The organism is Aliiroseovarius sp. Z3 (assembly GCF_029105185.1).
In the GTDB taxonomy this organism is placed as follows: Bacteria; Pseudomonadota; Alphaproteobacteria; order Rhodobacterales; family Rhodobacteraceae; genus Aliiroseovarius.
The window spans coordinates 1-22,952 of the sequence record NZ_JAFMZK010000006.1 but is presented as its reverse complement, the minus strand read 5'-3'; the positions used below and the strand labels follow the sequence as shown (position 1 = coordinate 22,952).

Here is a 22,952-nt window from a genome sequence, read left to right as displayed (position 1 = left end):
AACACAGATCAGACGTGCTGGGCGCCATTCACTTCGATTTCGGACCCCGAAATGTAAGAGCTGTCGTCTGAGCACAGGAAATAAATCGCGGCGGCGACTTCCTCGGGCTGGCCCAGCCGTTGCATCGGCAGCTTCTCGACAATTTTCTCTGTTCCCGGGGACAGGATCGAGGTTTCGACCTCTCCGGGGGCAATCGCGTTCACGCGCACACCCAGCGGGCCGAAGTCATGCGCCATTTCGCGGGTCAACGCAGCAAGCGCCGCCTTGGAGGTGGCATAGGCAGCCCCCGCGAACGGATGCACGCGAACGCCTGCGATCGACGTTACGTTCACCACGGACCCTTTGGCCGCTGCCAGCTCATCCTTCAACCCACGGGCCAGCACGACCGAGGCGAAGAAATTGACGTGAAACACTTTGCCCCAATCCATCAGGTCGGTGTTCAGGGTGCTCAGGCGCTCACCCTTCGGGCCTTTGGGCGAAATACCTGCATTGTTCACCAGGGCATCCAGACGCCCGTCCAGTTTTTCCTGAATGACCCCGACCGCGTTGATCGTGTCAGCGGGATCGGACAGATCAAGTTGCACATGGTCGTCCCCGGCCCCACCCCACGGGCATTCTTCGGGTATGGGATGGCGCGAGCAGGTGATGACCCGCCAACCTTCCAGATTGAACCGGCGCACGGTCGCGTGGCCAATGCCACGGCTGGCACCCGTCAGCAAAAGGGTCTTCTGTCTTTCGGCCATGATCTGCGTTCCCGTCAGTAGGTTTCGCGGCAACCCTATCAGCACCCGGGCTGCGTGCAATGGGCCTTGGCATGGGGGAACCAACGCTCTAACACAGTGTGGCACGAGGATAATGGAATGAAGACCCAAGATATGAACCGCGATTGGATCGCCACTGCCCGCACTCTGTCCCAGGCCCTGCCCTATCTGCAGCGCTATACCGGCGCCACGGTCGTCATCAAGTTTGGCGGCAATGCCATGGGCGACGACGAAGAGATGGCCAGCTTCGCGCGCGATATTGTTCTGATGCGGCAGGTGGGCGTGAAACCTGTGGTCGTGCATGGCGGTGGGCCGATGATCAACGCCATGCTGGACCGGTTGCAGATCAAAAGCGAGTTCGTGAACGGCAAGCGTGTAACCGACGCGGCCACTGTTGAGGTGGTTGAAATGGTTCTGTCCGGCGCGGTGAACAAACGGATTGTTCAAGCCATCAACGCCGAGGGCGGCAAGGCTGTCGGACTGTCTGGCAAGGACGCTGGACTTGTCACATGCGATCAAACCAATCCTGATCTGGGTTTCGTTGGCACACCGACAGACGTGGATGTGTCGATCCTGCACGACCTTGCAGCAGCAGAGACAATTCCAGTGATCGCCCCCCTGGGCGCTGGCCGGAACGGCGAGACCTACAATATCAATGGCGACACGATGGCGGGTGCCATTGCTGCCGGATTGAAGGCCGATCGCCTGCTTCTTTTGACGGATGTTGAAGGCGTTAAGAACGCCGATGGGGCGGTTCTAACCCAGCTGACGCCCACGCAAATTCGCGAGATGACGGCATCCGGTGTGATTGCTGGCGGAATGATTCCCAAGACTGAAACCGCGCTGGCCGCAATCGAAGACGGTGTGCGGGCAGTGGTGATCCTTGATGGTCGCGCGCCCAATGCCTGCTTGTTAGAGCTTTATACCGATCACGGTGCGGGATCGCTGATCCGCGCGTGATCATCACCGCGCCCCATGTCGCGGGAAAGTGTCTTGCACTTGGGGTGGCAGCCCATAAATTCACCCTATGGAATACGAAATTCTTCTTCGGCTGGGCACCTTTGTGGGCCTGTTCGCATTGTTCGCGATCATCGAGGCCAAGGTGCCACGGCGCCCACGCACACAGCCGCGGCAAACGCGCTGGTTCACCAACCTGTCCATCATCGTGATCGACAGCCTGACCCTGCGCCTTATGGCGCTGTTGATGCCATTACTGGCGGTGGGTGCGGCACTGGATGCCGAGGCACAGGGATGGGGGGTGTTCAACACGCTCAATCTTCCTGTATGGGCCGAGGTCGTTGCGTCCATGCTGATCCTCGATCTGGCGATCTGGGCGCAGCATGTGGCGTTTCACAAAGTGCCCGTCCTATGGCGGCTGCACCGGGTACACCATGCGGACCGCGACTTTGACGTCACAACCGCGCTGCGGTTTCATCCAATCGAAATCGCGGCCTCCATGATCATCAAAATCGGCATGGTGTATCTGATTGGCGTCCCTGCCCTTGGAGTGATCCTGTTCGAAGTCGTTCTGAACGGGTCGGCAATGTTCAACCATGCGAATATGCGGTTGCCCCTTGGTCTGGATCGCTGGCTCAGGCTGTTTCTGGTGACACCGGACATGCATCGCGTCCACCATTCCATTCACAGAGATGAAACAGACAGCAACTATGGCTTCTGCTTGTCAGTCTGGGACCGTATATTCAAAACATATACCGACCAGCCGCGCGACGGGCATGACGACATGGTGATTGGACTGGAATGGCAAAACGACAATCCATCGAAGCTGGGCTGGAGCCTGATGCTGCCGTTTCGACGGAAGTAACCATTGATACACTGACGCGTGATGCACGCGCCCGGCACCTTGACGTTTTCGGAGCGTTGCATGACGGGCGTGAGACCGTGGTCCTTCTGGGGCCGTTTGAGCCGGGGTTTTGGGCTGGTTTCACCAAAAGCGCCGAGTATGCCGACGGATTGCCAGACCCGATGGATCGGTGGTCGAAATCCGTGATCTCTGATTTGGCAGACCGCTGGGCGGGGCAGGCCATCTTTCCCTCGGACGGACCACCCTATCCGCCGTTCTTCGATTGGGCATTGCGATCTGGACGGGCGTGGCAATCGCCGGTTACGCTGTTGGTGCATAACACCGCTGGCCTTTGGGTCAGCTATCGCGGCGCGGTGAGACTGGCAGGACACCTTGCCTTGCCCCCCGCCCCCGTTAACCCCTGCGACGCGTGCCCGGCCCCGTGCCGCACGGCCTGCCCCGTGGGCGCATTGAAACCTGAACAATACGATGTCGACACATGCCGTTCACATCTGAACGGAAAGGACAGCGCAGATTGCATGGGATCTGGATGCGCCGCGCGTCGTGCTTGCCCCATCAGCCAAAACTATGGCAGGTTGGCCGCTCAGTCTGCATTTCACATGAAAGCGTTTAACCCGATATGACACTGACTTTGATTCTGACCCGACACGCAAAATCCAGCTGGGGTGACGCAGATCTGGACGATCACGCCCGGCCATTGAACAAGCGCGGTCGCGCGTCAGCCAAAGCCATTGGGCGTTGGCTTGCCAGTAAGGGATATATGCCGGAAGCGGTACTGTGTTCAGACGCCGAGCGCACACGAGAAACCTGGGCCTTGATTGCAGACAAACTTGTGGGAGTGCCCAAAGCCTCCTATTTGCGCGAACTATATCTTGCCGATCCCAAGGTGATGTTGGACAGCCTGCGCAGTGCTGAGGCGCCGGTGGTAATGATCGTAGCGCATAATCCCGGCTCGGCCTTCATGGCACGTCGGTTGGTCGTTGAACCGCATCCCCATCCGAAGTTCAATCATTATCCGACTGCAGCAACTGCTGTTATCGAATTTGATACGGATCGCTGGGAGGATATCGACTGGGATACGGGACGCGTGGTTGATTTCGTCGTGCCGCGCGAACTCATTTAGGTGCAATTTCCAACACGCTGAAACAGACAAATACCAAATTGAAAGGCACATGATGTCGCTGGAATTTATTCTGACCTCCCTTGTCGTGGTGTTACTTCCCGGGACAGGTGTTCTTTATACGTTGGCCGTTGGGCTTAGCCGTGGTTTCAAAGCAAGCATTGCTGCCGCTGTTGGCTGTACGTTCGGCATCATTCCGGCGGCGGTTGCAAGTATCATTGGACTTGCGGCCGTGCTTCACACAAGTGCACTGGCGTTCCAGATTCTTAAGTACGCAGGCGTCGCGTATCTCTTTTTCATGGCATGGAACATCGTCAAAGACGGTGGTCCCATGGACATCGAAGAAGAGAAATCACCGCGATCTCTGGTCAAAATCGCCGTGACAGGCGCGCTTATCAACGTATTGAATCCGAAACTCTCACTGTTTTTCCTTGCCTTCCTGCCCCAGTTCATTTCGCCAGCTTCAGCCAGTTCCACCCATGAACTCGTCCAGCTTGCATTGGCGTTCATGGTGATGACCTTCATCGTCTTTGTCGGCTATGGCGCGTTTTCGGCCTCGGCGCGCACATACATTATATCCCGACCGTCTGTACTTCGTTGGATCAAACGTGGCTTTGCCGGAACATTTGGCTTCTTGGGCCTTAAACTTGCGACATCCGACTGATCCAAGGCGACATCGACGGCCTTCGACAAGCAGACACACGGGTCAGACCCGTTCCAAATAAAAAGCCCCACCAAATGGCGGGGCTTTTCACAATATACGGCATAGATCAGAGGATCTGGCTGAGGAACAGCTTGGTGCGTTCGTTTTGTGGGTTGTTGAAGAACTCGTTCGGTTCGTTCTGTTCCACTATTTGACCGGCATCCATGAAGATCACGCGGTTGGCGACCTCTTTCGCGAAACCCATTTCGTGGGTCACGCAGAGCATGGTCATGCCTTCCTCGGCAAGCTCCACCATGGTTTCCAGAACTTCCTTGATCATCTCGGGGTCAAGCGCCGAGGTCGGTTCGTCAAACAACATGATGCGCGGACGCATGCACAGCGAGCGCGCGATGGCCACACGCTGCTGCTGACCACCCGACAACATGCCCGGATACTTGTGGGCCTGTTCAGGGATCTTCACCTTTTCAAGGAAGTGCATCGCGATCTCTTCCGCCTCTTTACGGGGCGTTTTGCGCACCCAGATGGGGGCGAGCGTGCAGTTTTCCAGAATGGTCAGATGCGGGAAAAGGTTGAAGTGCTGGAACACCATTCCCACTTCCGAACGCACCTTGTCGACGTTTTTCAGGTCCGAGGTCAGTTCGGTCCCGTCCACGATGATCTGACCTTCCTGATGTTCCTCAAGCCGGTTGATGCAACGGATCAAGGTTGATTTACCCGACCCGGATGGCCCCGCGATGACGATCCGTTCGCCTTGATAGACGGTCAGGTCGATGTCGCGCAGCACGTGGAAGGCCCCATACCATTTGTTCATGCCACGAATTTCGATGGCGACCTCTTCCGACACTTCCATTTTGGAACGATCGGCATGGGTTTCGAGTGTAATAGAAGACATAAGTCTCTCCTTTAACGGTGGTCCGTGCGAAGCCGGCGTTCGAGATACATCGAATAGCGCGACATCGAGAAACAGAAGACGAAGAACATGAAGGCGATGAAGCCGTAAAGCTCCCACACCAATCCGTTCCACGCGACATCTGCACGGATAGCATTTGTAAGCCCAAGCGGATCCAGAAGGCCGATGATCGACACCAGCACCGTGTCCTTGAACACGCCGATGAAGGTCGACACGATCCCCGGGATCGAAATCTTGAGTGCTTGCGGCATGATGATCAGTCGCTGAGCCTTCCAATAGTCCAGCCCAAGCGCATCCGCTGCCTCATACTGGCCCGTTGGAAGGGCTGCCAGACCGCCCCGGATCACCTCGGCCATATAGGCTGCGGCGAAAAGCGTCACCATGATCAGCACCCGAAGGATGATGTCAAAGTTCGTGCCCGGCGGCATGAAGATGTTCAGAAGCGTCGAAGCCACGAACAGAAGCGTGATCAACGGCACACCGCGAATGAACTCGATGAAGCCAACACACAGGGCTTTCACGATCAGCAGATCGGATTGACGGCCCAACGCCAGAACGATGCCGATTGGCAGCGAACAGGCAATGGCGACCACGCCGATGGTGATCGACAGCATGAAGCCACCGAAGTTGCGGCTTTCCACAGGCTCAAGTCCAATTGGGATGATGCTGCTCATGATGCTGGCGAAGCCGCCAGTCAGGACCAACCACCAGATGACGGTTGCCAACACTGCGATGATCAACCCCGCCAAGCTGCCCACGATCGGGGTCAGATAGCGGAAAGCAATGTAGCCAACCACAAAGCCCAGCGCGGCGCCGATTGGCAACCAGATCGATCCACCCCACAGCAGCCAAGGCGCCACAAACGGGAAGATCGCCGAGAAAATCAGAGGGTTGGGAAGGCGCTTTGCCCCCGCCTCGATCTCCGCAGCACGGTCTTCTTTCGATGTGGACAGTGCCTTGAAGCCAACGAACCCAGCCGCAGCAATCAGGGCAAGCCCGACGATGATGCCAAGAGCGCCACCCAGATAAAGCGCGGCCAAACCCAGCACGGCCAGCAGCAGCACCCAGTTCATCCGGCGCGAGATCATGTTGAACAGCACAGGGATCAGGGCCACGAAAAGCAATGCGAAGGCAAGCACCGTGCGCCAGCGTTCTGCTTCGGGATAGAAGCCGAACAGGAGCTGTTGCCAGCGGTCACGGATGACCCCCCAACACGCGCCACCGCCGCCATGGCCATGGCCTGTTCCAACGATCTCTCGACACTCGTTCAGCGACGCGCTGTTCCAGGTTGGCGAGAAGAACCAAGGCACCAGTCGGCTGACCACAATCCAAAGCAGGATCAAAGCCAATACCGTCAGGATCGAGTTACCAACACCATTGAACAGGTTTTGGCGTGCCCAGCCTACGATACCGACCGACGAAGCGGGTGGGGCGCGTTCGGGCAACATTTCAGAGCGGACATAAGACATATCAGACATATCAGCGCTCCTTCAGCTTCACGGATTCATTGTACCAGTTCATCACCGCTGAAATGGTCAGCGAGATGGCCAGATACACCAGCATCAAGAGCAGAACCGTTTCAAGCTCGCGGCCTGTCTGGTTCATGGTGATGCCACCCAAAGTGCCCGTGATGTCCATATAACCCACGGCAATCGCCAATGAGCTGTTCTTGGTAAGGTTAAGGTAGTTCGAGATGAGCGGCGGGATGATCACCCGCAACGCTTGCGGCAAAATCACAAGGCTCATCGTGCGATTTGGGCGCAAACCCAGCGCACCGGCGGCTTCGGTCTGCCCTTTCGAGACAGCCAGAATACCTGCGCGCACGATCTCGGCGATGAAAGCACCAGTGTAAAGCGACAATGCTAGCCACAGTGCAATTAACGAGTTGCGCAAATGGGTTCCGCCTCGGAAGTTGAAACCCTTCAGTTCGGGATAGCCCAGATAGAAGCCAAGGATACCCATCACCACAAGGAACGGCACCACGACAACACCAAGGCGCCAATGCCATGTGCGGGGACGCACGCCGGTTGCTTCCTGCGTCGCATCCGCACGTCGCTTGATCAGCACAGACGTAAGGATACCCGCAATCAGGACAGCCAAAAGCGCCAGCAGGTCAAGGCTGACGTCAAAGCGCAGACTGGATGCGCCGAAGACGTGAACATCGCCAAGGCTGCGCGAAAACAATGGTTCGGGAATATAGACCCCGCGGTTGGTGACCGCGACGCTTTCCCAAAAGGACATCGTTGCATCGCCGCTTCTGAACGCCCGCGGCTGTGGAAGTGTTTCGATCAGGATTGCCATTATGAAAACGATCCACAACAGCACCGGAACGTTCCGGAACCCTTCGACATAGACAGCCGACAAACGTGAAATAATCCAGTTGGGTGACAAGCGCAGCACACCGATCACCACGCCGATGATGGTCGCAGCGATACACCCCAGCACAGCCACAAGCAGCGTGTTCAAGAGCCCCATCAAGGACGCACGCAAGTGGGTGTCTTGGGAATCATATTCCAGCAGTCGCTGGTTGATGTCATAGCCTGCTGGCTCGAACATGAAACGGAAGCTGGGTTCTTTGCCAAGATCCGCAAGGTTTTGTGCGGTGTTGGACAAGAGCCAGCCAAGAAGCATCAGAAAGCCGATCAAGGCGACAATCTGAATGGTCATCGAGCGATACCGGCTGTCATATAACAGCATGGATAGCCGGAACTGGCCCTGATGAGGGTCGGTTATAGTTGTCATTGATGACGTCCCCGTTGCCCCTGGCTTTGTTTCTTTAAGATGCGGATTTTACCGCTGTGCCAGGGTGCGTTCAGATAGATACGAAAAGGGCGTGGATGAACCACGCCCTTTCCAAGAATGTTTTTACCGGAACGGCGGCGAATAGATCAGACCGCCATCTTTCCACTGAGCGTTCAGGCCACGGGCCAGAGCGATCGGTGTGCTTTCGCCGATGTTCTTGGCAAACAGCTCGCCGTAGTTGCCGCCCGCCATGATGGCGCGCTTGGCCCAATCAGCGTCGAGGCCGAGCATTTCACCCAGGTTACCCTCGGTGCCCAGCATACGGTTGATTTCCGGGTTGTCGCCGGGTGCAGCCGACAGCTCGCCGATATTGGTCGACGTGATGCCCAGCTCTTCTGCCGAGATCAGCGCGTTCAGCGTCCAGCGAACGATATCGCCCCACTCGTTGTCACCGTGACGGACCAGCGGGCCCAGCGGCTCTTTCGAGATGATTTCCGGCAGAACAACGTGTGCCGACGGATCTTCGAAGGTTGCGCGCGTTGCGGCAAGACCCGAAGCGTCGGTGGTGTAGGTATCACAAGCACCGGCAAGGTACTGTTGCTGACCTTCAGCGTTGGTTTCGATCGGAACCGGCTCATAGCTGATGTTGTTTGCACGGAAGAAGTCCGCCAGGTTCAGCTCGGTGGTGGTGCCGGTCTGGATACAAACGGTTGCACCGTCCAGATCCTTGGCCGAGCTTACACCCATCTCTTTCGAGACAAGGAAACCTTGGCCGTCATAATAGTTCACGCCGACGAAGTCGAACTTCAGGTCGACATCGCGCGACAGCGTCCAGGTGGTGTTACGTGCCAGCATATCGACTTCGCCGGAAGCCAGAGCCGTGAAGCGTGTTTTACCGGTGGTCGGAACAAATTCGACCGCGTTAGCATCGCCAAGAACAGCAGCAGCCACAGCGCGGCACACACCGACGTCGAAACCTTCCCACTTGCCGTTTGCGTCCGGTGCGGCGAAGCCGACAAGACCGGTGGTCACACCGCAGTTCAGCTTGCCACGTGCCTTGACGTCATCAAGGGTCGCAGCCGCCGAAGCGCCAGCAGCGATGCTGGCGACGGTCAGTGCGCCAAGAAAAACGGATTTTTTCATGTTTACCTCTTCCTGATAGTTACCCGTAGTTTCGGGCTGAATTCGCAACCATTGTGGTCACAAGATGTTAGCGAAAGGATTGCCCCTTCGGCATGGAGAGGAGTTTGAAAGAATTGATCAGTTATCGTCAAGGGCAACATCGCGAATAGCGATGCTTAACCTAGGGGAAAGCAAGAATATTATCGAAGCTAACGCGTTGGTTGCATTATATTTCGCGGCGACTTGCGTGGAAGAACCAAGCAGCGTTCACAATGTCGATACGTTTTTTCTCTGCAAGTTCCGAGGCTTCCTCGTCCACCCCCCACTGTTCTTCCTGCCAGGTCTCGTCCAGCCGGGACAGTGACCAAGCCTCGTCCACAGATAACCTTTCGGAGGTAACAGCCAGCGCCAATACAAGCGATCCGCTGATTGCCACCAGATCATGAAAGCCTGCCAGCTCGAAATCCGACAGCGCATGCACCCGTTCCGTGAGCCGGGAAAGCGCAATGCCATCCTGCGGTTGATGCATGATTCCCGCCACCGGCACCAACCGTGCGCCCAAGTCATCAGCCGCCCAATCCAACAATGGGTCCCAAAGGTCAGACTGACGGCTGACCAGTTCTTCTGGATGGGTGGCGCGATAGCACAGCAAATCGCTATCACCATAGGCGGCCAACATGTCGGCAACATCTGCAAATTGATGCGCCACCTTGTCCAATGCCGAATTTGCGGTTCGGGTGACCGGCATCGTGTCGGGATCAATCTTGTCGACCTGCGCATCCCATTCTTTGGCAATCGCTTCGGCAAGCGCAAGTGTCGGCACTTGCAGAAGTGCCTTGGCAGGCGTCTTGATAGGGCGACCATCCAGTTCGACCGAATACCCGCCGTCGGTCTTAACGACCTGTGCCTGTTTCCAGAACCGTTTTGCCGCCCAGTCGCTCATGCTGTCCCCCAAAGTTCATCCAAAGCGGCCGCCAGATCCGCATAGGTATCGATCAGCAGGTCGGCCCCGGCTGTGACCAACCGTTCGCGCGGATGATACCCCCAGGTAACACCGATGGTGCGATAGCCCGCAGCGCGGCCCATTTCGATATCGAAGCTCGTGTCGCCAATCATCACGGCGTTGGTGGCATCTGCCCCGGTTTCCGCCAGTGCGGCTTGCAACATCGACGGGTGCGGTTTCGACGGGTGACTGTCCGCGGTTTGACTGGTGACGAAAAAGTGCCGCAGATCGTGGGCATCATAGGCGTGATCCAACCCGCGCCGCGCCTTGCCGGTTGCGACACCCAGCAGCACGTCATCCCGCTTATGCAAGTGCTCCAAGGCAGCGCGCGCACCGGGATACATCGGCGCTGATGCCTCGCCGCCTTTTTCGGCGCGCAACTGGATGAACATGTCTTTGTATTGTTGTGACGCTTCGGTGACTTCCGTTGGGCTCATTGACGGCACAAGGCGCCGGATCGCGTCATGCAGCGACAGCCCGACAATCGACAAAACCTCGGCGCGGGTGGGCAGCGTCACACCCATCGCACCAAAGGCTCTGTTCATCGCTTCGACGATGAAATCCTGACTGTCGATCAGCGTGCCATCAACATCGAACACAGCCAACCGCAAGGGCGCATCACTCATTCCAAATCCTCGAACGGGTCTGCGGGCACATCGCCCTCTTGCCAACCCATATAATTCCACGTGCGCTGCATATGGTCCGGCAGTGGTGCGGTGATCGTCACCTGTTTCTTGGTGACAGGGTGCGTGAACGTGATCGAGCGGGCGTGCAAATGCAGCTTTTTCGACAGCTCACCGCCCAGCTGTGCACCCCACCCGTCGCCAAGATTCTCCTGACTCGACCCTCCGTATTTGCCATCCCCAGCGATCGGATGACCAAGCTCGGCCATATGGGCGCGAAGTTGGTGAGTGCGCCCCGTCACAGGCACCAGCGCGACCCACGCCGCACGGCTGGCAAGTGTCGTCAGCACCGCATAATCGGTGGTGGCACGCTTGGCGCCCGGCGTTTCATCGACATGTCGCGGATGTACGCAGATCATCTTTTCCGCCTCGCCCTTGCCCCCGTGGCCCGGTGCTTTGACCAGCCCCCAGCGCAATGTGCCCCAACGTGGCTGCGGCACACCTGCCACCAAGGCCCAATAGATCTTTCGAGTATCGCGAGAGCGGAACGCCTGCGTCAGATCCGAGGCCATTTTCTGGCTGCGCGCCAACAACAAAACGCCCGACGTATCCTTGTCGAGCCGATGCACAAGACGCGGTTTTTCGTCGCGATCAAACTTCAGCGCCTCGGCCAAACCGTCCACATGGCGGGTCTGTTTGCTGCCGCCTTGGCTGGGCAGGCCCGGTGGTTTGTTCAGTGCAATGATATGGTCATCGCGGTATATTACGCAGGACTGGATCAACTTGGCATCCGCATCAGACACCCGCGGCGGGGCTTTCGGACGCTCTTGCCCGCCTTCCGGCACCGGCAATGGGGGCACACGCACTTCGTCGCCCGGCGCAACGCGGGTCGAAGTCTTCACCTTCGCGCCGTTGACGCGAAACTCACCCTTGCGACATCCCTTCTCGATCCGCCCCTGTCCCACATGCGGAAACATCCGCTTGACCCAGCGATCCAGTCGTTGCTCGGCTTCGTCCGGGCCGATTGTAATAATCTGAACGCCGCTCATGCCAGCACCATGCGGGCGACATGCAGACCTGCGATAAGACCGGCCAGTGACAGAACCACCGACCCGATCACGTAACCGCTGGCGGCGGCAATCTGCCCCCGTTCGTACAATGTGATCGCATCTAGTGAAAACGCCGAGAAGGTCGTGAACCCACCCAGCAGCCCGGTCATCAGAAACGGCGCTGCCGCCTGACCACCTTTGCGGGCCAACACGACCACCAAAACGCCCATCAAAAACGAGCCCAGGACATTCACGACCATCGTGCCCGCAGGGAAACCGTGGCCCACCCAGCGCGCAACTGCGTTGCCGGTCAGATACCGGGCCGAAGCGCCAATCGCGCCACCAAGGGCAACTTGAATAAGGGGTGTCATCATGCGGTCTGACTGAGGCCCCGCGCCGCGCTTGTCAAGCGTCAGGGTGGTCTTTGCGGACCTCTGGCGGTGGTGTTTGGCTCAATCAGCCCGTTTGGCACGCAGACGCGCGAAATAATCCGTGCGTTTCTTCAGCTCACGCTCGAAACCCCGCTCAACAGGCAGGTAATACACCCCACGTTTGATGCCGTCGGGGAAGTAGTTCTGCCCCGAAAACCCATCCGGCGCATCATGGTCATAGGCATAGCCATCACCATATCCCTGATCCTTCATCAACGACGTGGGCGCATTCAGGATATGCTTGGGCGGGGGCTCTGACCCGGTTTTCTTCGCCGCAGCCATCGCAGCCTTATAGGCGACATAGGCCGCGTTGGATTTCGGCGCCAGTGCCAGATACGTCACAGCCTGCGCCAGCGCCAGTTCACCCTCAGGGCTTCCCAATCGCTCATAGGTTTCCCACGCGTCCAAACACACCCGATGAGCCTGTGGATCGGCCAGCCCGATATCCTCGACCGCCATGCGCGTGATGCGCCTGGCAAGATAACGAGGGTCTTCGCCACCGGTTAGCATCCGTGCGAGCCAATATAACGCGGCGTCAGGATCCGATCCCCGCACCGATTTGTGCAGGGCCGAGATCAGGTTGTAATGCTCATCGCCAGATTTGTCATAGATCGCCGCGCGTTTCATCAGACGTTTGGACAGACCTTCGACATCCAGCTTGCCATCGACCTTCCACGCGAAAACCTGTTCGATCAAGTTCAAAACGGCGCGCCCATCCCCATCTGCCATCTCTAACAACGCCTCGCGGGCGTCACCGGTCAGCGGCAAGGGGCGATCCAGCTCTTTCTCGGCTCGTTGGGCAAGCCGTTCAAGATCCGCAAGCGACAGGCGGGTCAGCACCAGAACCTGCGAGCGCGAGAGCACGGCGGCATTCAGCTCGAACGACGGGTTTTCCGTGGTCGCACCCACCAGAAGGATGGTGCCGTCTTCCATATGTGGCAGGAACCCGTCCTGCTGTGCCTTGTTGAAGCGATGGATTTCGTCCACGAACAGCAAGGTGCCTTGCCCATTTGATCGCCGATGGCGCGCGGCTTCAAACACCTTTCGCAGCTCGGGCACGCCTGTGAAAATCGCGCTGATCTGAACGAAGTGCAGATCTGTTTCCTGTGCCAGCAAGCGCGCAATGGTCGTCTTGCCAACGCCGGGGGGGCCCCAGAAGATCAGCGAGCCAAGGCTGCCCGCCGCAAGCATTGTGCCAAGCGGTGCGTCCGGTCCCAGAACCTGCTCCTGTCCGACAACCTCGGACAATGATTGCGGCCTGAGCCGGTCGGCCAGAGGGCGCGGCGCATCTTTCCCGTGGTCAGACACTTTGGACGCGGGATCATTATCAAACAGGTCAGCCATGATTCAAATCTAGGGATGCGGCCCGCGAGTTGAAAGGCGAAAACGGCCCGCCTGAGCGGGTTACAGAAGGTTATACTCCTGCGCGCGCTGAATTGCTTCGGCGGTAGTGCGCACGAACAATCGCTCGCGCGCGCTGCGCAACCGTGCCTTCAGCGCGCTTTCCGATATGCCCAGAAGGGCGGCGGCCTCGGCATGGCGGCTGCCTTTGGCGATCAGGCGCAAGGCCATCCGCTGGGCTGAGGTTAGCTGCTCGGGTGGTGTCGATCTGTCATGCAGTTCCACAACCAGTTCATAGATTTTTTCTATTTCGTCATCGGTGAATTCACGATCATCACGAGCGAACCCGCCAATCGTACGCGATGCTGTAGACCCGTGCGATACGGCCACCCCGTATTTCAGACCAAACCCAGCCGCTTGCGACAGGATTCCATGTGGATCGGGCAGGTTCAATGCGCTCCACCTTATGGTGCCTTCATTGCCAAAGCCCCAAAACACCATCGGGTCAGCCAACATATACCCTTTTTCGGTGTAAAGCTGGCTCCAACGTGGGTCATAGGTCTGGATCATGATATGGGCCGAAGCATACCGAATGTGCAGCCCCAGCGCATAGCCTTTCGGCGCCAAGTCAGACAGCTTAGCCAAACCTTGATCAAGGCCAAAATCTTCGACCATCGTTTAATCCCCGATCCCCATACCTATCCTTTTAGACAGTCGCGCAGGAGTCAAACAACCTTAAATTGTTTGTGCAACTTTTCTTTGCGCGCAATGGCTTTTCCAGCAATTTTATTGAACCGCGGACAAAAAAAGCCCCGCGCACCAGCGCGGGGCTTCTAAAATCCCGATAGGGGATGATCTTTATTCGTCGGCCGCGTCGGCAGCTTCTTCTGCTTCCAGACGTGCACGGTCTGCGGCGCCTTTGGCGTCGACATCACGATCAACGAATTCGATGATCGCCATCGGTGCCATGTCGCCATAACGGAAGCCAGCCTTCAGAACGCGAACATAGCCGCCCTTGCGATCAGCAAAGCGCGGGCCAAGAACGTCAAACAGTTTTGCAACGTGCTGGTCTTGCTTCAACCGTGCAGCAGCCTGACGGCGGGCGTGAACGTCACCGCGTTTGGCCAGCGTGATCATCTTTTCGATGATCGGGCGCAGTTCTTTGGCTTTCGGCAGGGTTGTTTTGATCTGTTCATGTTCGATCAGCGAACCAGCCATGTTGGCGAACATCGCTTTGCGGTGTTCATGGGTGCGATTCAGGCGGCGGTAACCACGAGCGTGACGCATTTTCTTAATCCTTCTTTGGTGCTCTTGAACGAGCGATGCTTTGTCTGTGAACCGATGCGTGTCGGTCCCTCTCCTTGGGGCAGGATTGCCCGGATATTCCCCGCATCAGGCGGGCATTGCCGGGGCCGTACGGGACGGCCCCGAAGAAGATCAGAACTGATCTTCGAATTTCTTCGCCAGCTCTTCGATGTTCTCAGGCGGCCATTCCTCGACATCCATGCCAAGGTGCAGACCCATGCCCGAAAGCACTTCCTTGATCTCGTTCAGCGACTTGCGGCCGAAGTTCGGAGTGCGCAGCATCTCGGCTTCGGTTTTCTGGATCAGATCGCCAATATAAACGATGTTGTCGTTCTTCAGGCAGTTTGCCGAACGCACGGACAGTTCCAGCTCGTCCACTTTCTTCAGAAGCAGCGGGTTGAACTCAAGCCCATCGTCTTCGTCCTGACGACCAGCGGCTTCCGGCTCGTCGAAGTTCACGAAGATCGACAACTGGTCCTGAACGATACGGGCAGCGAATGCCACGGCATCTTCCGGCGAAACCGAACCATCAGTTTCCAGCTTCAAAGTCAGCTTGTCATAGTCCAGAACCTGACCTTCACGGGTCGGCTGAACGTCATACGACACTTTCTTGACCGGCGAATAGATCGCATCGACCGGGATCAGGCCAATCGGAGCATCTTCCGGCTTGTTCTTGTCCGACGCGACATAGCCCTTACCGGTGTTGACGGTCAGTTCCATGAACAGATCAGCGCCGTCATCAAGGTGACAGATCACGTGATCCTTGTTCAGAATCTCGATACCAGCGGTTTCCGAGATGTCACCAGCGGTCACCACCTGCGGGCCTTTGGCAGAAATCGACAGGCGCTTGGGGCCTTCGACTTCCATGTTGATCGCAACACCTTTGAGGTTCAGAACGATGTCGGTGACGTCTTCGCGCACACCAGCAACGCTGCTGAACTCATGCAGCACGTTGTCAATCTGAACCGACGTAATGGCCGCGCCTTGCAGGCTCGACATCAACACGCGGCGCAGGGCATTGCCCAGGGTCAGACCAAAGCCACGCTCCAGCGGTTCTGCAACCACAGTCGCCTGACGCGCGGGGTCGTTGCCGGGTTTGACTTCCAGCTGTGTCGGCTTGATCAGTTCAGCCCAATTCTTATGGATCATGCGTCCCTCCATACCAGTCCTGTCCCCATGTCCAAAGGGCAGGACGCCCGAGGTTAAAATGACGGAAACCGGGCCGCGACAACCGCAGCCCGGAGAAAATCGAATTATACGCGGCGGCGCTTTGGCGGGCGGCAGCCGTTGTGGGCGATCGGGGTCACGTCACGGATCGACGTGATATTGAAACCAATCGCAGCCAGAGCGCGCAAAGCCGATTCACGACCCGAACCGGGGCCTTGAACTTCAACTTCCAACGTTTTCACGCCGTGCTCTTGTGCTTTCTTACCAGCATCTTCCGCAGCCATCTGAGCAGCATAAGGTGTCGATTTGCGCGACCCTTTGAAACCCATGGTGCCTGCCGAAGACCACGAAATCGCGTTACCTTGAACGTCCGAAATCAGGATCTTGGTGTTGTTGAACGAAGAGTTTACGTGAGCAACGCCCGAGGCGATGTTCTTACGCTCTTTGCGCTTCATACGAGTCTTATCGCGTGCCATTGATCAAACCCTCCCTTATTTCTTCTTACCGGCAATGGCCTTTGCGGGGCCTTTGCGAGTACGAGCATTGGTGTGGGTACGCTGACCGCGAACGGGCAGGTTACGACGATGGCGCAGGCCGCGATAAGCGCCCAGATCCATCAGACGCTTGATGTTCATTTGAACTTCACGACGCAGGTCACCTTCAACAGTGTAGGTCGCGTCGATGTGCTCGCGAATGGCCAGAACTTCGGCATCCGACAGTTCGTTCACACGACGTGTCACGTCGATATTCACGGCTTCGCAGATAGCTTTGGCCGAAGTATGACCAATTCCGGTGATATAAGTCAGGGCGATCGGGACCCGTTTGTGGGTCGGGATGTTTACGCCGGCAATACGTGCCACGTGTCACTTTCCTTTTCGTTGCGGTTCCGTAATGCCGGAACCTTTTTTCACAACGGAAGCCCGCCGGATCATTCCTGCGGGCCACGCTGAATTTCTGGTCTGGTGGGATGGGGGAGCGACCCCGCACAACCACCGATTCCCGTTAGGGATGGGGTGACTTAGATGGGATTGCCTTGGGCGTCAACCCCATCATAGCTCCAAGCCTTTTGGACGCCCCGGCCCAACCTGTAAAACCAAAGCGCCGCGTTAGATCCGCGGCGCTTGGCAACTCATCTTTGGCGCCTGGATCAGGCGCCCAGCACCTCGGCAATCTCGCCCTGCACTTCTTCAATGGTGCCCAGCCCATTGACCGACTTCAGGTCGCCCTTGGCATAGTAATACCCGATCAGCGGCGAGGTCTTCTTGTAGTATTCCATCAGACGAATCTTCAGGCTTTCCTCGTTGTCGTCCGCACGCACGGGTTTGCCGGCGGCGCGCGCCTCTTCCGCGCGGCCAACGATGCGGCCGACGAGCACCTCGTCATTGACCTGCATCTCGATCACGGCATCCAGAGACTGGCCATGCTTCTCAAGCAAAGCGCCCAAGGCATCCGCCTGCGCCAGCGTCCGGGGGAAGCCATCGAAGATGAAGCCGCCGCCAGTGTCGCCTTCCAGCTTTTCTTCGATCAGGCCAATGACGATCTCGTCCGTGACAAGCTCGCCCGCGTCCATGATCGCGGCAACTTTCTTGCCCATCTCGGTGCCCGAGGCTTTCGCCTCGCGCAGCATGTCCCCGGTCGAAAGCTGGATCATCCCACGCGTTTCAACAAGAATCTGGGCTTGAGTGCCTTTCCCGGCACCGGGTGGTCCAAGCAGAATAATACTCATCGACGCGACGGAGCCTTCTTCGAACGTTTCTTGCCGCGCAGCTGTGATTTCTCGATCAGACCTTCATACTGGTGGGCCAGCAGATGCGACTGAACCTGTTGGATCGTGTCCATCGTCACCGACACAACGATCAGAACCGATGTGCCGCCAAAATAGAACGGGATGGCCAACTGGCTGCGCAGGATTTCCGGCAGCAGACAGACAGCGGCCAGATAGCCCGACCCAAGAACCAACAGGCGCACGACGACATAGTCCAGATACTCAGCCGTTTTCTTGCCCGGGCGGATGCCTGGAACAAAGCCGTTTTGGTTTTTCAGGTTGTCGGCGACCTCATCCGTCTTGAACGCCACTTCGCGGGTGTAGAAGAAGGTAAAGAAGACGATCATCGCCGTGAAGAACAGCAGATACAGCGGTTGGCCCGGCCCGAAATAGGCCAGAATAACCGACATAACCGGCCCCGCCTGACCCGACGAAAACGTCGAGATGGTGGTCGGCAGCAGCAACAGTGCCGACGCAAAGATTGCCGGGATCACGCCAGCGGGGTTTACCTTGATCGGCAAGTGCGACGAACCACCGTCATATACCTTCATGCCCACCTGACGACGGGGATATTGAATGTGGATCTTGCGCAGCGCGCGCTCCATGAACACGACAAATGCAATCACGGCGACGATCATCACCATCACACCGATAATAACGGCAGGGCTGATCGCGCCCGAACGACCCGACGCGAGGAATTGCGCCAATGCGGCGGGAATCTCGGCCACGATGCCGACGAAGATGATCAGCGAAATACCGTTGCCGATGCCGCGCGCGGTGATCTGTTCACCCAACCACATCAGGAACATGGTGCCGCCGACAAGGGTGATCACACAGGCGGCGATGAAGAACATGCCGGGATTGGTGACAAGATCACCGGCTTGCAGACTGTTTGCCAGTGCGAAAGCCTGCCCGGTGGCCAGCAGAACGGTGCCATAGCGGGTGTATTGGTTGATCTTCTTGCGACCCTGCTCACCCTCTTTCTTCAGCTGCTTCAACGGCTCCCACATGGAAGACAGAAGCTGCACGATGATCGAGGCCGAGATATAGGGCATGATGCCCAACGCAAAGACGCCCATACGGCTCAGCGCGCCGCCGGTGAACATGCCCAGCACGCCCGCAATGCCGGATTGTGCCTGATCCATGAATTCGCGCAGGGCGGTGCCGTCGATCCCCGGAATGGGAATATAGGTGCCAAGGCGATAGATGATCAGAAGCCCGATCGTGAAGAAAATCCGCTGACGCAGCTCGGTCGCCTTACCAAAGGCGCCCCAACTCATGTTCGCGGCCATTTGTTCTGCTGCAGATGCCATAAGGCCCCCTCGATCCAAGTAAAACACCGCCGGACCGTTCCCGGCTCCGGCGGCGCTTGAAAACATAGCAAGATATGTAAGGGGCAGCGTCGCCCCTCACAAGGTCTTATTCAGCTGCAGCCGGAGCAGCGACGGTCAATTTACCGCCAGCTTTTTCGACAGCTTCAACAGCCGATTTCGACGCGCCGGTCACGGTGATGTTGGCCTTGGCCGTCAACTCGCCCTTGGCCAGAACGCGCACACCGTCCAGCTTGCGACGTACCAGACCCGAGGCAACCAGCGTATCTTCGGTGATTTCTTTGGCGTCCAGCTTCTTTTCATCGATGAATTTCTGGATCAGGCCCAGGTTCACAACAGCGAACTTTTTGCGGTTCGGCTTGTTGAATCCACGCTTGGGCAGACGTTGGTAGAGCGGCATTTGGCCGCCTTCGTAGCCATTGATGGCCACACCCGACCGCGATTTCTGACCTTTGATACCACGGCCAGCGGTTTTACCCATGCCCGAGCCGGGACCACGGCCAACGCGTTTGCGGGGTTTGGTTGCGCCAGGATTGTCGCGCAGTTCATGCAATTTCATGTCGCTTCTCCTTGCCGGAACTGACCCACGAAGCGGAAGGGGCCAAACACGGCTTTTCTTGGTTTTGATTCTGTGGCGCAAGACGCCACCGGGGGCGTATAGACCCTTGCCGCCCGCCGTGCAAGTCCGGCGTTGTTAGCGGCGAGGCAGAAGCCCGAAGGCAATGCCGCCCAGAACCAGCGCCGATGCCAACACGGCGCGCAGGGTCAATCCTTCTCCCAACAGAATCACACCCGCCAGCATGGCGATGACCGGGACGGACAATTGCGCCAAGGCGCCGGTGCTGGCGCCCAGCGCGGGCAGGACACGATACCACAACGCATAGCCCAGCCCGGACGTAACCGCGCCCGAGGTGATGGCAAGCAGAACGCCCGATGCCGTCATGCCCTCGCCCATCACGAAGGGGAACGACGCCAACGCCACCAGTGGAACGGCATAGACGAAGTTCCACGCCGTCGCCGCCAAAGGCGCGCTTGCCCGGCGTCCGATCAGCGAATAGACACCCCATCCCAAAGCCGCCAACGCCATCAGGCCCAGCGCCCAAGGGTCAAAGGACTGCGCCTGCCCCGGCCAGACCAGATAGGCCAGCCCGCCAAGCGAGATGGCCATACCGCCCCATCGGCGGGCCGGAAAACGATCGCCGCCCAGAATGGCCCCAACAAACATGGTGATTTGGACGCCTGCAAACAGAACCAGCGCGCCCAGCCCAGCGTCGAGCGCAACATAGGCAAAGGAAAATCCGACAAGGTATGCAACCAGACCCGCAACCGCAGCCCAATCCGGCGACGGGCGCGGCGGGGCCTGCCGCGCTTTGGCCCAGAGCAGGCCCCAAAGCATGACCGCACCCGCCACAACCCGGATCAGGGCAAAACCTGCCGGCCCGATATATTCGCCCGCCAGCCCCGCCCGGTTCAAAAGCGAATTGGCCGCGAAGGCGATCATGGTCAGCGTGGTCAGGGCAATAAGTCTCAAGTCATCGGCCTTTTCGAGGTGTCCCAGCCATACCGCCACGGGCACCGCCCTGCCAATCACCTTCGCGCCATCCCGAAACGAAAAACCCCGGCATCAAGGCCGGGGTTCGTCATGCGATGTTGGGTCGCTTATTTGTTGCAACCCCGCAGATACTCGGTCCAGGTCGGAACACTGTCCGAGGTCAGGAAACGGTGTGCGGCAGTCTGAGCGGCGGTGATCACCTCGGCGATGGCATTGGCCAGCGGGGCGACGGGGGTAACAAGGGCGTTCATGTCTGTTGTCCTAAACAGGGGTGAATTGTTAGCGCCCTGATAGGAGGGGGACGGGAAGAGGACCACAGTTGAATCTGAAACCCCGGGTTGCGGGGAGTGCATGGGTTGGGGGCAAGCCACAGAGGGCAGCACCCGACCCTGGGTGGGCGTGAAGCGCCCTGTCACGCCCGAGGCGTGCCTTTGGCACGACGGGGAGGGTCAGGCGTTTCTCGAACTGAAGACCACCTGAACCAGAAAACATATCTAGCCAGTTCCTCGCATTAGTCACGCCTACGCCACGCTTTAATTACACCGGAAAGGTTTTGAAGTGATGATGGCGGACGAAACAGAAAAACGACGACAACAAGCGCAAGCAGGAATGCCCCAACCCCGTTTCCACTTGCGATGCCAAAACTCAACTCGGCGTTCGCTATTAGCTGCAACATCTTATCCGTTATTGAGGTAGGTGGTTCTAGCGTCATGACACACTCCCGGCTATAGTGTGTCACCCCTTGAGGGGTAATATCGCACCATTGAGCCCTAGCAGGTCAACAAAAACTTCTCGATTTCCACAGCTCGTTGGTACGGAAGCTTCCATCTAGCCAAAATGACGGTCTTTTATAGAGGCGCAGCACTCATATAGAGAGCGCTTCATATGACTCTAAGCTTGCGAACTAATACCTAGTATCAAAAACACCCCAGCCATTTCTGACCGGGGTGCTTCAAGTCTTCAAGAGTTGGTCCAAGCCGAGGCTCAGCCCTTCTCTTCGATGATCTCCACCATGTGCGGGATCGACGCGACCATGCCGCGGACGGCGGGGGTGTCTTCCAGCTCACGGGTCTTGTGCATCTTGTTCAGGCCCAGGCCGATCAGCGTCTGGCGCTGTTTGGCGGGGCGGCGGATCGGGGAGCCGATCTGCTTGACGACGATGGTTTTAGCCATGGATCAGTCTCCTTACGCGTCTGCGGCTTCGGCGTCTGCCGGAGCTTCAGATTTGGCGCCCAGAATGTCGGCGACTTTCTTGCCGCGACGTTGGGCGATCATGCGGGGGCTGGCTTCTTTTTGCAGCCCGTCGATGGTGGCGCGGATCATGTTGTATGGGTTCTGCGAGCCGATCGACTTCGACACAACGTCTTTGACGCCCAGCATTTCGAACACGGCACGCATCGGACCACCAGCAATAATACCGGTACCTTCCGGGGCGGTGCGCATGACCACTTTACCGGCGCCATGACGACCTTCGATGTCGTGGTGCAGCGTGCGACCTTCGCGCAGCGGCACGCGGATCATTTGACGCTTGGCTTGCTCGGTGGCTTTGCGAATGGCCTCGGGGACCTCTTTCGCTTTACCTTTACCAAAGCCAACACGGCCTTTTTGGTCGCCAACAACGACAAGTGCGGCGAAGCCAAAGCGCTTACCACCCTTAACGGTTTTCGACACACGGTTGATCGCAACCAGACGATCGGCAAATTCCGGGGTTTCGTCGCGGTCGCGACGGTTCCGGCGGTTTTCACGTTCTGCCATCAGGCATTCCTTTCATGATGGCGCGCGTTTGCGCCGTTTATCTCAATCCTGGTGGGCGTTTGATGTGCCCCCGGATCATCGGAGGGGCAGCGGATCAGGTCCGGCGCCCCTCTCAGGTCACTTAGAACTTCAGACCACCTTCGCGCGCCGCGTCGGCCAGAGCCTTCACTTTGCCGTGGTACAGGAAGCCGCCGCGGTCGAAATAGCATTCCTCGACGCCGGCTTTCTTGGCACGTTCCGCGATCGCTGCACCCACTTTGCTGGCTGCGTCGATGTTGTTTTTGCCAACCACGCCCAGATCCTTCTCCAACGAAGAAGCCGAAGCCAGGGTGACGCCATTCACATCGTCGATCAGCTGAACGCTGATGTTCTTGTTCGAGCGGTGCACCGAAAGGCGCATCTTGCCTACGTTGTGTTTGCGCAGGCTGTTCCGGACGCGCAGGCGGCGCTTGAGGAACAGGGTCCGTTTGCTGTTTGCCATCTGTCTGG

Annotated in this window: 28 protein-coding genes; 5 read left to right on the top strand and 23 right to left on the bottom strand. The window is 57.9% G+C overall.

The annotated features are described in order from the left end of the window. Positions 1-8: 8 nt before the first annotated feature. Positions 9-743 carry an SDR family oxidoreductase gene (locus J3R80_RS11640; RefSeq protein ID WP_275393958.1) on the bottom strand — a complete coding sequence of 245 codons (735 nt, stop codon included), beginning with the start codon at positions 741-743 and terminating at the stop codon, positions 9-11. Between the two features lie 117 nt (positions 744-860). On the opposite strand from J3R80_RS11640, the gene argB reads away from it, so the two are divergent. The 5 genes from argB (at position 861) to J3R80_RS11615 (ending at position 4,367) form a co-directional block, all read left to right on the top strand. Continuing rightward, positions 861-1,721 (top strand): acetylglutamate kinase, encoded by an 861-nt coding sequence (argB, locus tag J3R80_RS11635; protein ID WP_275393957.1) that lies wholly within the window; start codon positions 861-863, stop codon positions 1,719-1,721. Positions 1,722-1,788: 67 nt separating this feature from the next. After that, positions 1,789-2,583, top strand: a complete 795-nt coding sequence (locus J3R80_RS11630; protein WP_275393956.1) for a sterol desaturase family protein — start codon at positions 1,789-1,791, stop codon at positions 2,581-2,583. Continuing rightward, positions 2,520-3,206: a ferredoxin gene (locus tag J3R80_RS11625; RefSeq protein ID WP_275393955.1), complete on the top strand. Its 687-nt coding sequence runs from the start codon at positions 2,520-2,522 to the stop codon at positions 3,204-3,206. Before J3R80_RS11630 ends, J3R80_RS11625 begins: the two co-directional genes overlap by 64 nt. Next, positions 3,203-3,706 carry a histidine phosphatase family protein gene (locus J3R80_RS11620; RefSeq protein ID WP_275393954.1) on the top strand — a complete coding sequence of 168 codons (504 nt, stop codon included), beginning with the start codon at positions 3,203-3,205 and terminating at the stop codon, positions 3,704-3,706. Before J3R80_RS11625 ends, J3R80_RS11620 begins: the two co-directional genes overlap by 4 nt. 49 nt (positions 3,707-3,755) lie before the next feature. Beyond that, a complete protein-coding gene (locus J3R80_RS11615; RefSeq protein ID WP_275393953.1) occupies positions 3,756-4,367 on the top strand; it encodes a LysE family translocator in 612 nt (203 codons plus the stop codon). Between the two features lie 106 nt (positions 4,368-4,473). On the opposite strand, the gene J3R80_RS11610 is transcribed toward J3R80_RS11615, so the two are convergent. From J3R80_RS11610 to rplR, 22 genes are all read right to left on the bottom strand, one after another. After that, entirely contained in the window at positions 4,474-5,259 is a 786-nt protein-coding gene (locus J3R80_RS11610) for an amino acid ABC transporter ATP-binding protein (RefSeq protein ID WP_275393952.1), read from the bottom strand. 11 nt (positions 5,260-5,270) lie between these two features. Further along, the gene (locus J3R80_RS11605) at positions 5,271-6,755 is read right to left on the bottom strand and encodes an amino acid ABC transporter permease (RefSeq protein WP_275393951.1); all 1,485 of its coding nucleotides are present in this window, start codon (positions 6,753-6,755) and stop codon (positions 5,271-5,273) included. Between the two features lies 1 nt (position 6,756). Beyond that, entirely contained in the window at positions 6,757-8,019 is a 1,263-nt protein-coding gene (locus J3R80_RS11600) for an ABC transporter permease subunit (protein WP_275393950.1), read from the bottom strand. Positions 8,020-8,142: 123 nt separating this feature from the next. Continuing rightward, on the bottom strand, positions 8,143-9,162 hold the full coding sequence (locus tag J3R80_RS11595; protein WP_275393949.1) for an amino acid ABC transporter substrate-binding protein: 1,020 nt from the start codon (positions 9,160-9,162) through the stop codon (positions 8,143-8,145). A gap of 205 nt (positions 9,163-9,367) precedes the next feature. Then, the gene (locus tag J3R80_RS11590; RefSeq protein WP_275393948.1) at positions 9,368-10,084 is read right to left on the bottom strand and encodes an ATP12 family protein; all 717 of its coding nucleotides are present in this window, start codon (positions 10,082-10,084) and stop codon (positions 9,368-9,370) included. Then, positions 10,081-10,770, bottom strand: a complete 690-nt coding sequence (locus J3R80_RS11585) for an HAD-IA family hydrolase (RefSeq protein WP_275393947.1) — start codon at positions 10,768-10,770, stop codon at positions 10,081-10,083. Before J3R80_RS11585 ends, J3R80_RS11590 begins: the two co-directional genes overlap by 4 nt. Further along, a complete protein-coding gene (locus J3R80_RS11580; protein WP_275393946.1) occupies positions 10,767-11,816 on the bottom strand; it encodes an RluA family pseudouridine synthase in 1,050 nt (349 codons plus the stop codon). Before J3R80_RS11580 ends, J3R80_RS11585 begins: the two co-directional genes overlap by 4 nt. Further along, positions 11,813-12,190: a fluoride efflux transporter CrcB gene (crcB, locus tag J3R80_RS11575; protein WP_275393945.1), complete on the bottom strand. Its 378-nt coding sequence runs from the start codon at positions 12,188-12,190 to the stop codon at positions 11,813-11,815. Before crcB ends, J3R80_RS11580 begins: the two co-directional genes overlap by 4 nt. Before the next feature lie 78 nt (positions 12,191-12,268). Further along, positions 12,269-13,591, bottom strand: coding sequence for a replication-associated recombination protein A (locus tag J3R80_RS11570; RefSeq protein WP_275393944.1), 1,323 nt, complete (start codon positions 13,589-13,591; stop codon positions 12,269-12,271). Positions 13,592-13,651: 60 nt separating this feature from the next. Beyond that, positions 13,652-14,263, bottom strand: coding sequence for an autoinducer binding domain-containing protein (locus J3R80_RS11565; protein ID WP_275393943.1), 612 nt, complete (start codon positions 14,261-14,263; stop codon positions 13,652-13,654). 183 nt (positions 14,264-14,446) lie between these two features. Next, a complete protein-coding gene (gene rplQ, locus J3R80_RS11560) occupies positions 14,447-14,875 on the bottom strand; it encodes a 50S ribosomal protein L17 (protein WP_275393941.1) in 429 nt (142 codons plus the stop codon). Between the two features lie 150 nt (positions 14,876-15,025). Next, positions 15,026-16,042, bottom strand: a complete 1,017-nt coding sequence (locus J3R80_RS11555; protein WP_275393940.1) for a DNA-directed RNA polymerase subunit alpha — start codon at positions 16,040-16,042, stop codon at positions 15,026-15,028. Between the two features lie 104 nt (positions 16,043-16,146). Beyond that, positions 16,147-16,536, bottom strand: coding sequence for a 30S ribosomal protein S11 (rpsK, locus tag J3R80_RS11550; RefSeq protein ID WP_133484925.1), 390 nt, complete (start codon positions 16,534-16,536; stop codon positions 16,147-16,149). A 15-nt stretch (positions 16,537-16,551) separates the two neighbouring features. Continuing rightward, positions 16,552-16,920 (bottom strand): 30S ribosomal protein S13, encoded by a 369-nt coding sequence (rpsM, locus tag J3R80_RS11545; RefSeq protein ID WP_275393939.1) that lies wholly within the window; start codon positions 16,918-16,920, stop codon positions 16,552-16,554. Between the two features lie 287 nt (positions 16,921-17,207). After that, positions 17,208-17,786 (bottom strand): adenylate kinase, encoded by a 579-nt coding sequence (locus J3R80_RS11540; RefSeq protein ID WP_275393938.1) that lies wholly within the window; start codon positions 17,784-17,786, stop codon positions 17,208-17,210. Next, positions 17,783-19,138 (bottom strand): preprotein translocase subunit SecY, encoded by a 1,356-nt coding sequence (gene secY / locus J3R80_RS11535; RefSeq protein ID WP_275393937.1) that lies wholly within the window; start codon positions 19,136-19,138, stop codon positions 17,783-17,785. Before secY ends, J3R80_RS11540 begins: the two co-directional genes overlap by 4 nt. A gap of 106 nt (positions 19,139-19,244) precedes the next feature. Continuing rightward, a complete protein-coding gene (gene rplO / locus J3R80_RS11530; RefSeq protein WP_275393936.1) occupies positions 19,245-19,715 on the bottom strand; it encodes a 50S ribosomal protein L15 in 471 nt (156 codons plus the stop codon). 135 nt (positions 19,716-19,850) lie between these two features. After that, positions 19,851-20,687 carry a DMT family transporter gene (locus J3R80_RS11525; protein WP_275393935.1) on the bottom strand — a complete coding sequence of 279 codons (837 nt, stop codon included), beginning with the start codon at positions 20,685-20,687 and terminating at the stop codon, positions 19,851-19,853. A gap of 128 nt (positions 20,688-20,815) precedes the next feature. Further along, entirely contained in the window at positions 20,816-20,959 is a 144-nt protein-coding gene (locus tag J3R80_RS11520) for a hypothetical protein (RefSeq protein ID WP_275393934.1), read from the bottom strand. Positions 20,960-21,692: 733 nt separating this feature from the next. Further along, positions 21,693-21,881 carry a 50S ribosomal protein L30 gene (gene rpmD, locus J3R80_RS11515; RefSeq protein ID WP_191286621.1) on the bottom strand — a complete coding sequence of 63 codons (189 nt, stop codon included), beginning with the start codon at positions 21,879-21,881 and terminating at the stop codon, positions 21,693-21,695. A 12-nt stretch (positions 21,882-21,893) separates the two neighbouring features. Then, on the bottom strand, positions 21,894-22,463 hold the full coding sequence (gene rpsE / locus J3R80_RS11510) for a 30S ribosomal protein S5 (RefSeq protein ID WP_275393933.1): 570 nt from the start codon (positions 22,461-22,463) through the stop codon (positions 21,894-21,896). 121 nt (positions 22,464-22,584) lie between these two features. Beyond that, the gene (gene rplR, locus J3R80_RS11505; protein WP_275394153.1) at positions 22,585-22,944 is read right to left on the bottom strand and encodes a 50S ribosomal protein L18; all 360 of its coding nucleotides are present in this window, start codon (positions 22,942-22,944) and stop codon (positions 22,585-22,587) included. Positions 22,945-22,952: the final 8 nt, after the last annotated feature.

Excerpts from the sequence above, each read along its gene's own strand:
- J3R80_RS11595 (WP_275393949.1), bottom strand. The coding sequence starts at position 9,162 with ATGAAAAAATCCGTTTTTCTTGGCGCACTGACCGTCGCCAGCATCGCT.
- J3R80_RS11570 (WP_275393944.1), bottom strand. The coding sequence starts at position 13,591 with ATGGCTGACCTGTTTGATAATGATCCCGCGTCCAAAGTGTCTGACCAC.
- crcB (WP_275393945.1), bottom strand. The coding sequence starts at position 12,190 with ATGATGACACCCCTTATTCAAGTTGCCCTTGGTGGCGCGATTGGCGCT.
- J3R80_RS11590 (WP_275393948.1), bottom strand. The coding sequence starts at position 10,084 with ATGAGCGACTGGGCGGCAAAACGGTTCTGGAAACAGGCACAGGTCGTT.
- rpmD (WP_191286621.1), bottom strand. The coding sequence starts at position 21,881 with ATGGCTAAAACCATCGTCGTCAAGCAGATCGGCTCCCCGATCCGCCGC.
- J3R80_RS11615 (WP_275393953.1), top strand. The coding sequence starts at position 3,756 with ATGATGTCGCTGGAATTTATTCTGACCTCCCTTGTCGTGGTGTTACTT.
- argB (WP_275393957.1), top strand. The coding sequence starts at position 861 with ATGAAGACCCAAGATATGAACCGCGATTGGATCGCCACTGCCCGCACT.
- J3R80_RS11565 (WP_275393943.1), bottom strand. The coding sequence starts at position 14,263 with ATGGTCGAAGATTTTGGCCTTGATCAAGGTTTGGCTAAGCTGTCTGAC.
- rplQ (WP_275393941.1), bottom strand. The coding sequence starts at position 14,875 with ATGCGTCACGCTCGTGGTTACCGCCGCCTGAATCGCACCCATGAACAC.
- J3R80_RS11640 (WP_275393958.1), bottom strand. The coding sequence starts at position 743 with ATGGCCGAAAGACAGAAGACCCTTTTGCTGACGGGTGCCAGCCGTGGC.
- J3R80_RS11625 (WP_275393955.1), top strand. The coding sequence starts at position 2,520 with ATGGCAAAACGACAATCCATCGAAGCTGGGCTGGAGCCTGATGCTGCC.
- J3R80_RS11580 (WP_275393946.1), bottom strand. The coding sequence starts at position 11,816 with ATGAGCGGCGTTCAGATTATTACAATCGGCCCGGACGAAGCCGAGCAA.
- J3R80_RS11555 (WP_275393940.1), bottom strand. The coding sequence starts at position 16,042 with ATGATCCATAAGAATTGGGCTGAACTGATCAAGCCGACACAGCTGGAA.
- J3R80_RS11520 (WP_275393934.1), bottom strand. The coding sequence starts at position 20,959 with ATGAACGCCCTTGTTACCCCCGTCGCCCCGCTGGCCAATGCCATCGCC.
- J3R80_RS11630 (WP_275393956.1), top strand. The coding sequence starts at position 1,789 with ATGGAATACGAAATTCTTCTTCGGCTGGGCACCTTTGTGGGCCTGTTC.
- J3R80_RS11600 (WP_275393950.1), bottom strand. The coding sequence starts at position 8,019 with ATGACAACTATAACCGACCCTCATCAGGGCCAGTTCCGGCTATCCATG.
- rpsK (WP_133484925.1), bottom strand. The coding sequence starts at position 16,536 with ATGGCACGCGATAAGACTCGTATGAAGCGCAAAGAGCGTAAGAACATC.
- J3R80_RS11585 (WP_275393947.1), bottom strand. The coding sequence starts at position 10,770 with ATGAGTGATGCGCCCTTGCGGTTGGCTGTGTTCGATGTTGATGGCACG.
- J3R80_RS11620 (WP_275393954.1), top strand. The coding sequence starts at position 3,203 with ATGACACTGACTTTGATTCTGACCCGACACGCAAAATCCAGCTGGGGT.
- rplR (WP_275394153.1), bottom strand. The coding sequence starts at position 22,944 with ATGGCAAACAGCAAACGGACCCTGTTCCTCAAGCGCCGCCTGCGCGTC.
- rplO (WP_275393936.1), bottom strand. The coding sequence starts at position 19,715 with ATGAAATTGCATGAACTGCGCGACAATCCTGGCGCAACCAAACCCCGC.
- J3R80_RS11605 (WP_275393951.1), bottom strand. The coding sequence starts at position 6,755 with ATGTCTGATATGTCTTATGTCCGCTCTGAAATGTTGCCCGAACGCGCC.
- secY (WP_275393937.1), bottom strand. The coding sequence starts at position 19,138 with ATGGCATCTGCAGCAGAACAAATGGCCGCGAACATGAGTTGGGGCGCC.
- J3R80_RS11540 (WP_275393938.1), bottom strand. The coding sequence starts at position 17,786 with ATGAGTATTATTCTGCTTGGACCACCCGGTGCCGGGAAAGGCACTCAA.
- J3R80_RS11610 (WP_275393952.1), bottom strand. The coding sequence starts at position 5,259 with ATGTCTTCTATTACACTCGAAACCCATGCCGATCGTTCCAAAATGGAA.
- rpsE (WP_275393933.1), bottom strand. The coding sequence starts at position 22,463 with ATGGCAGAACGTGAAAACCGCCGGAACCGTCGCGACCGCGACGAAACC.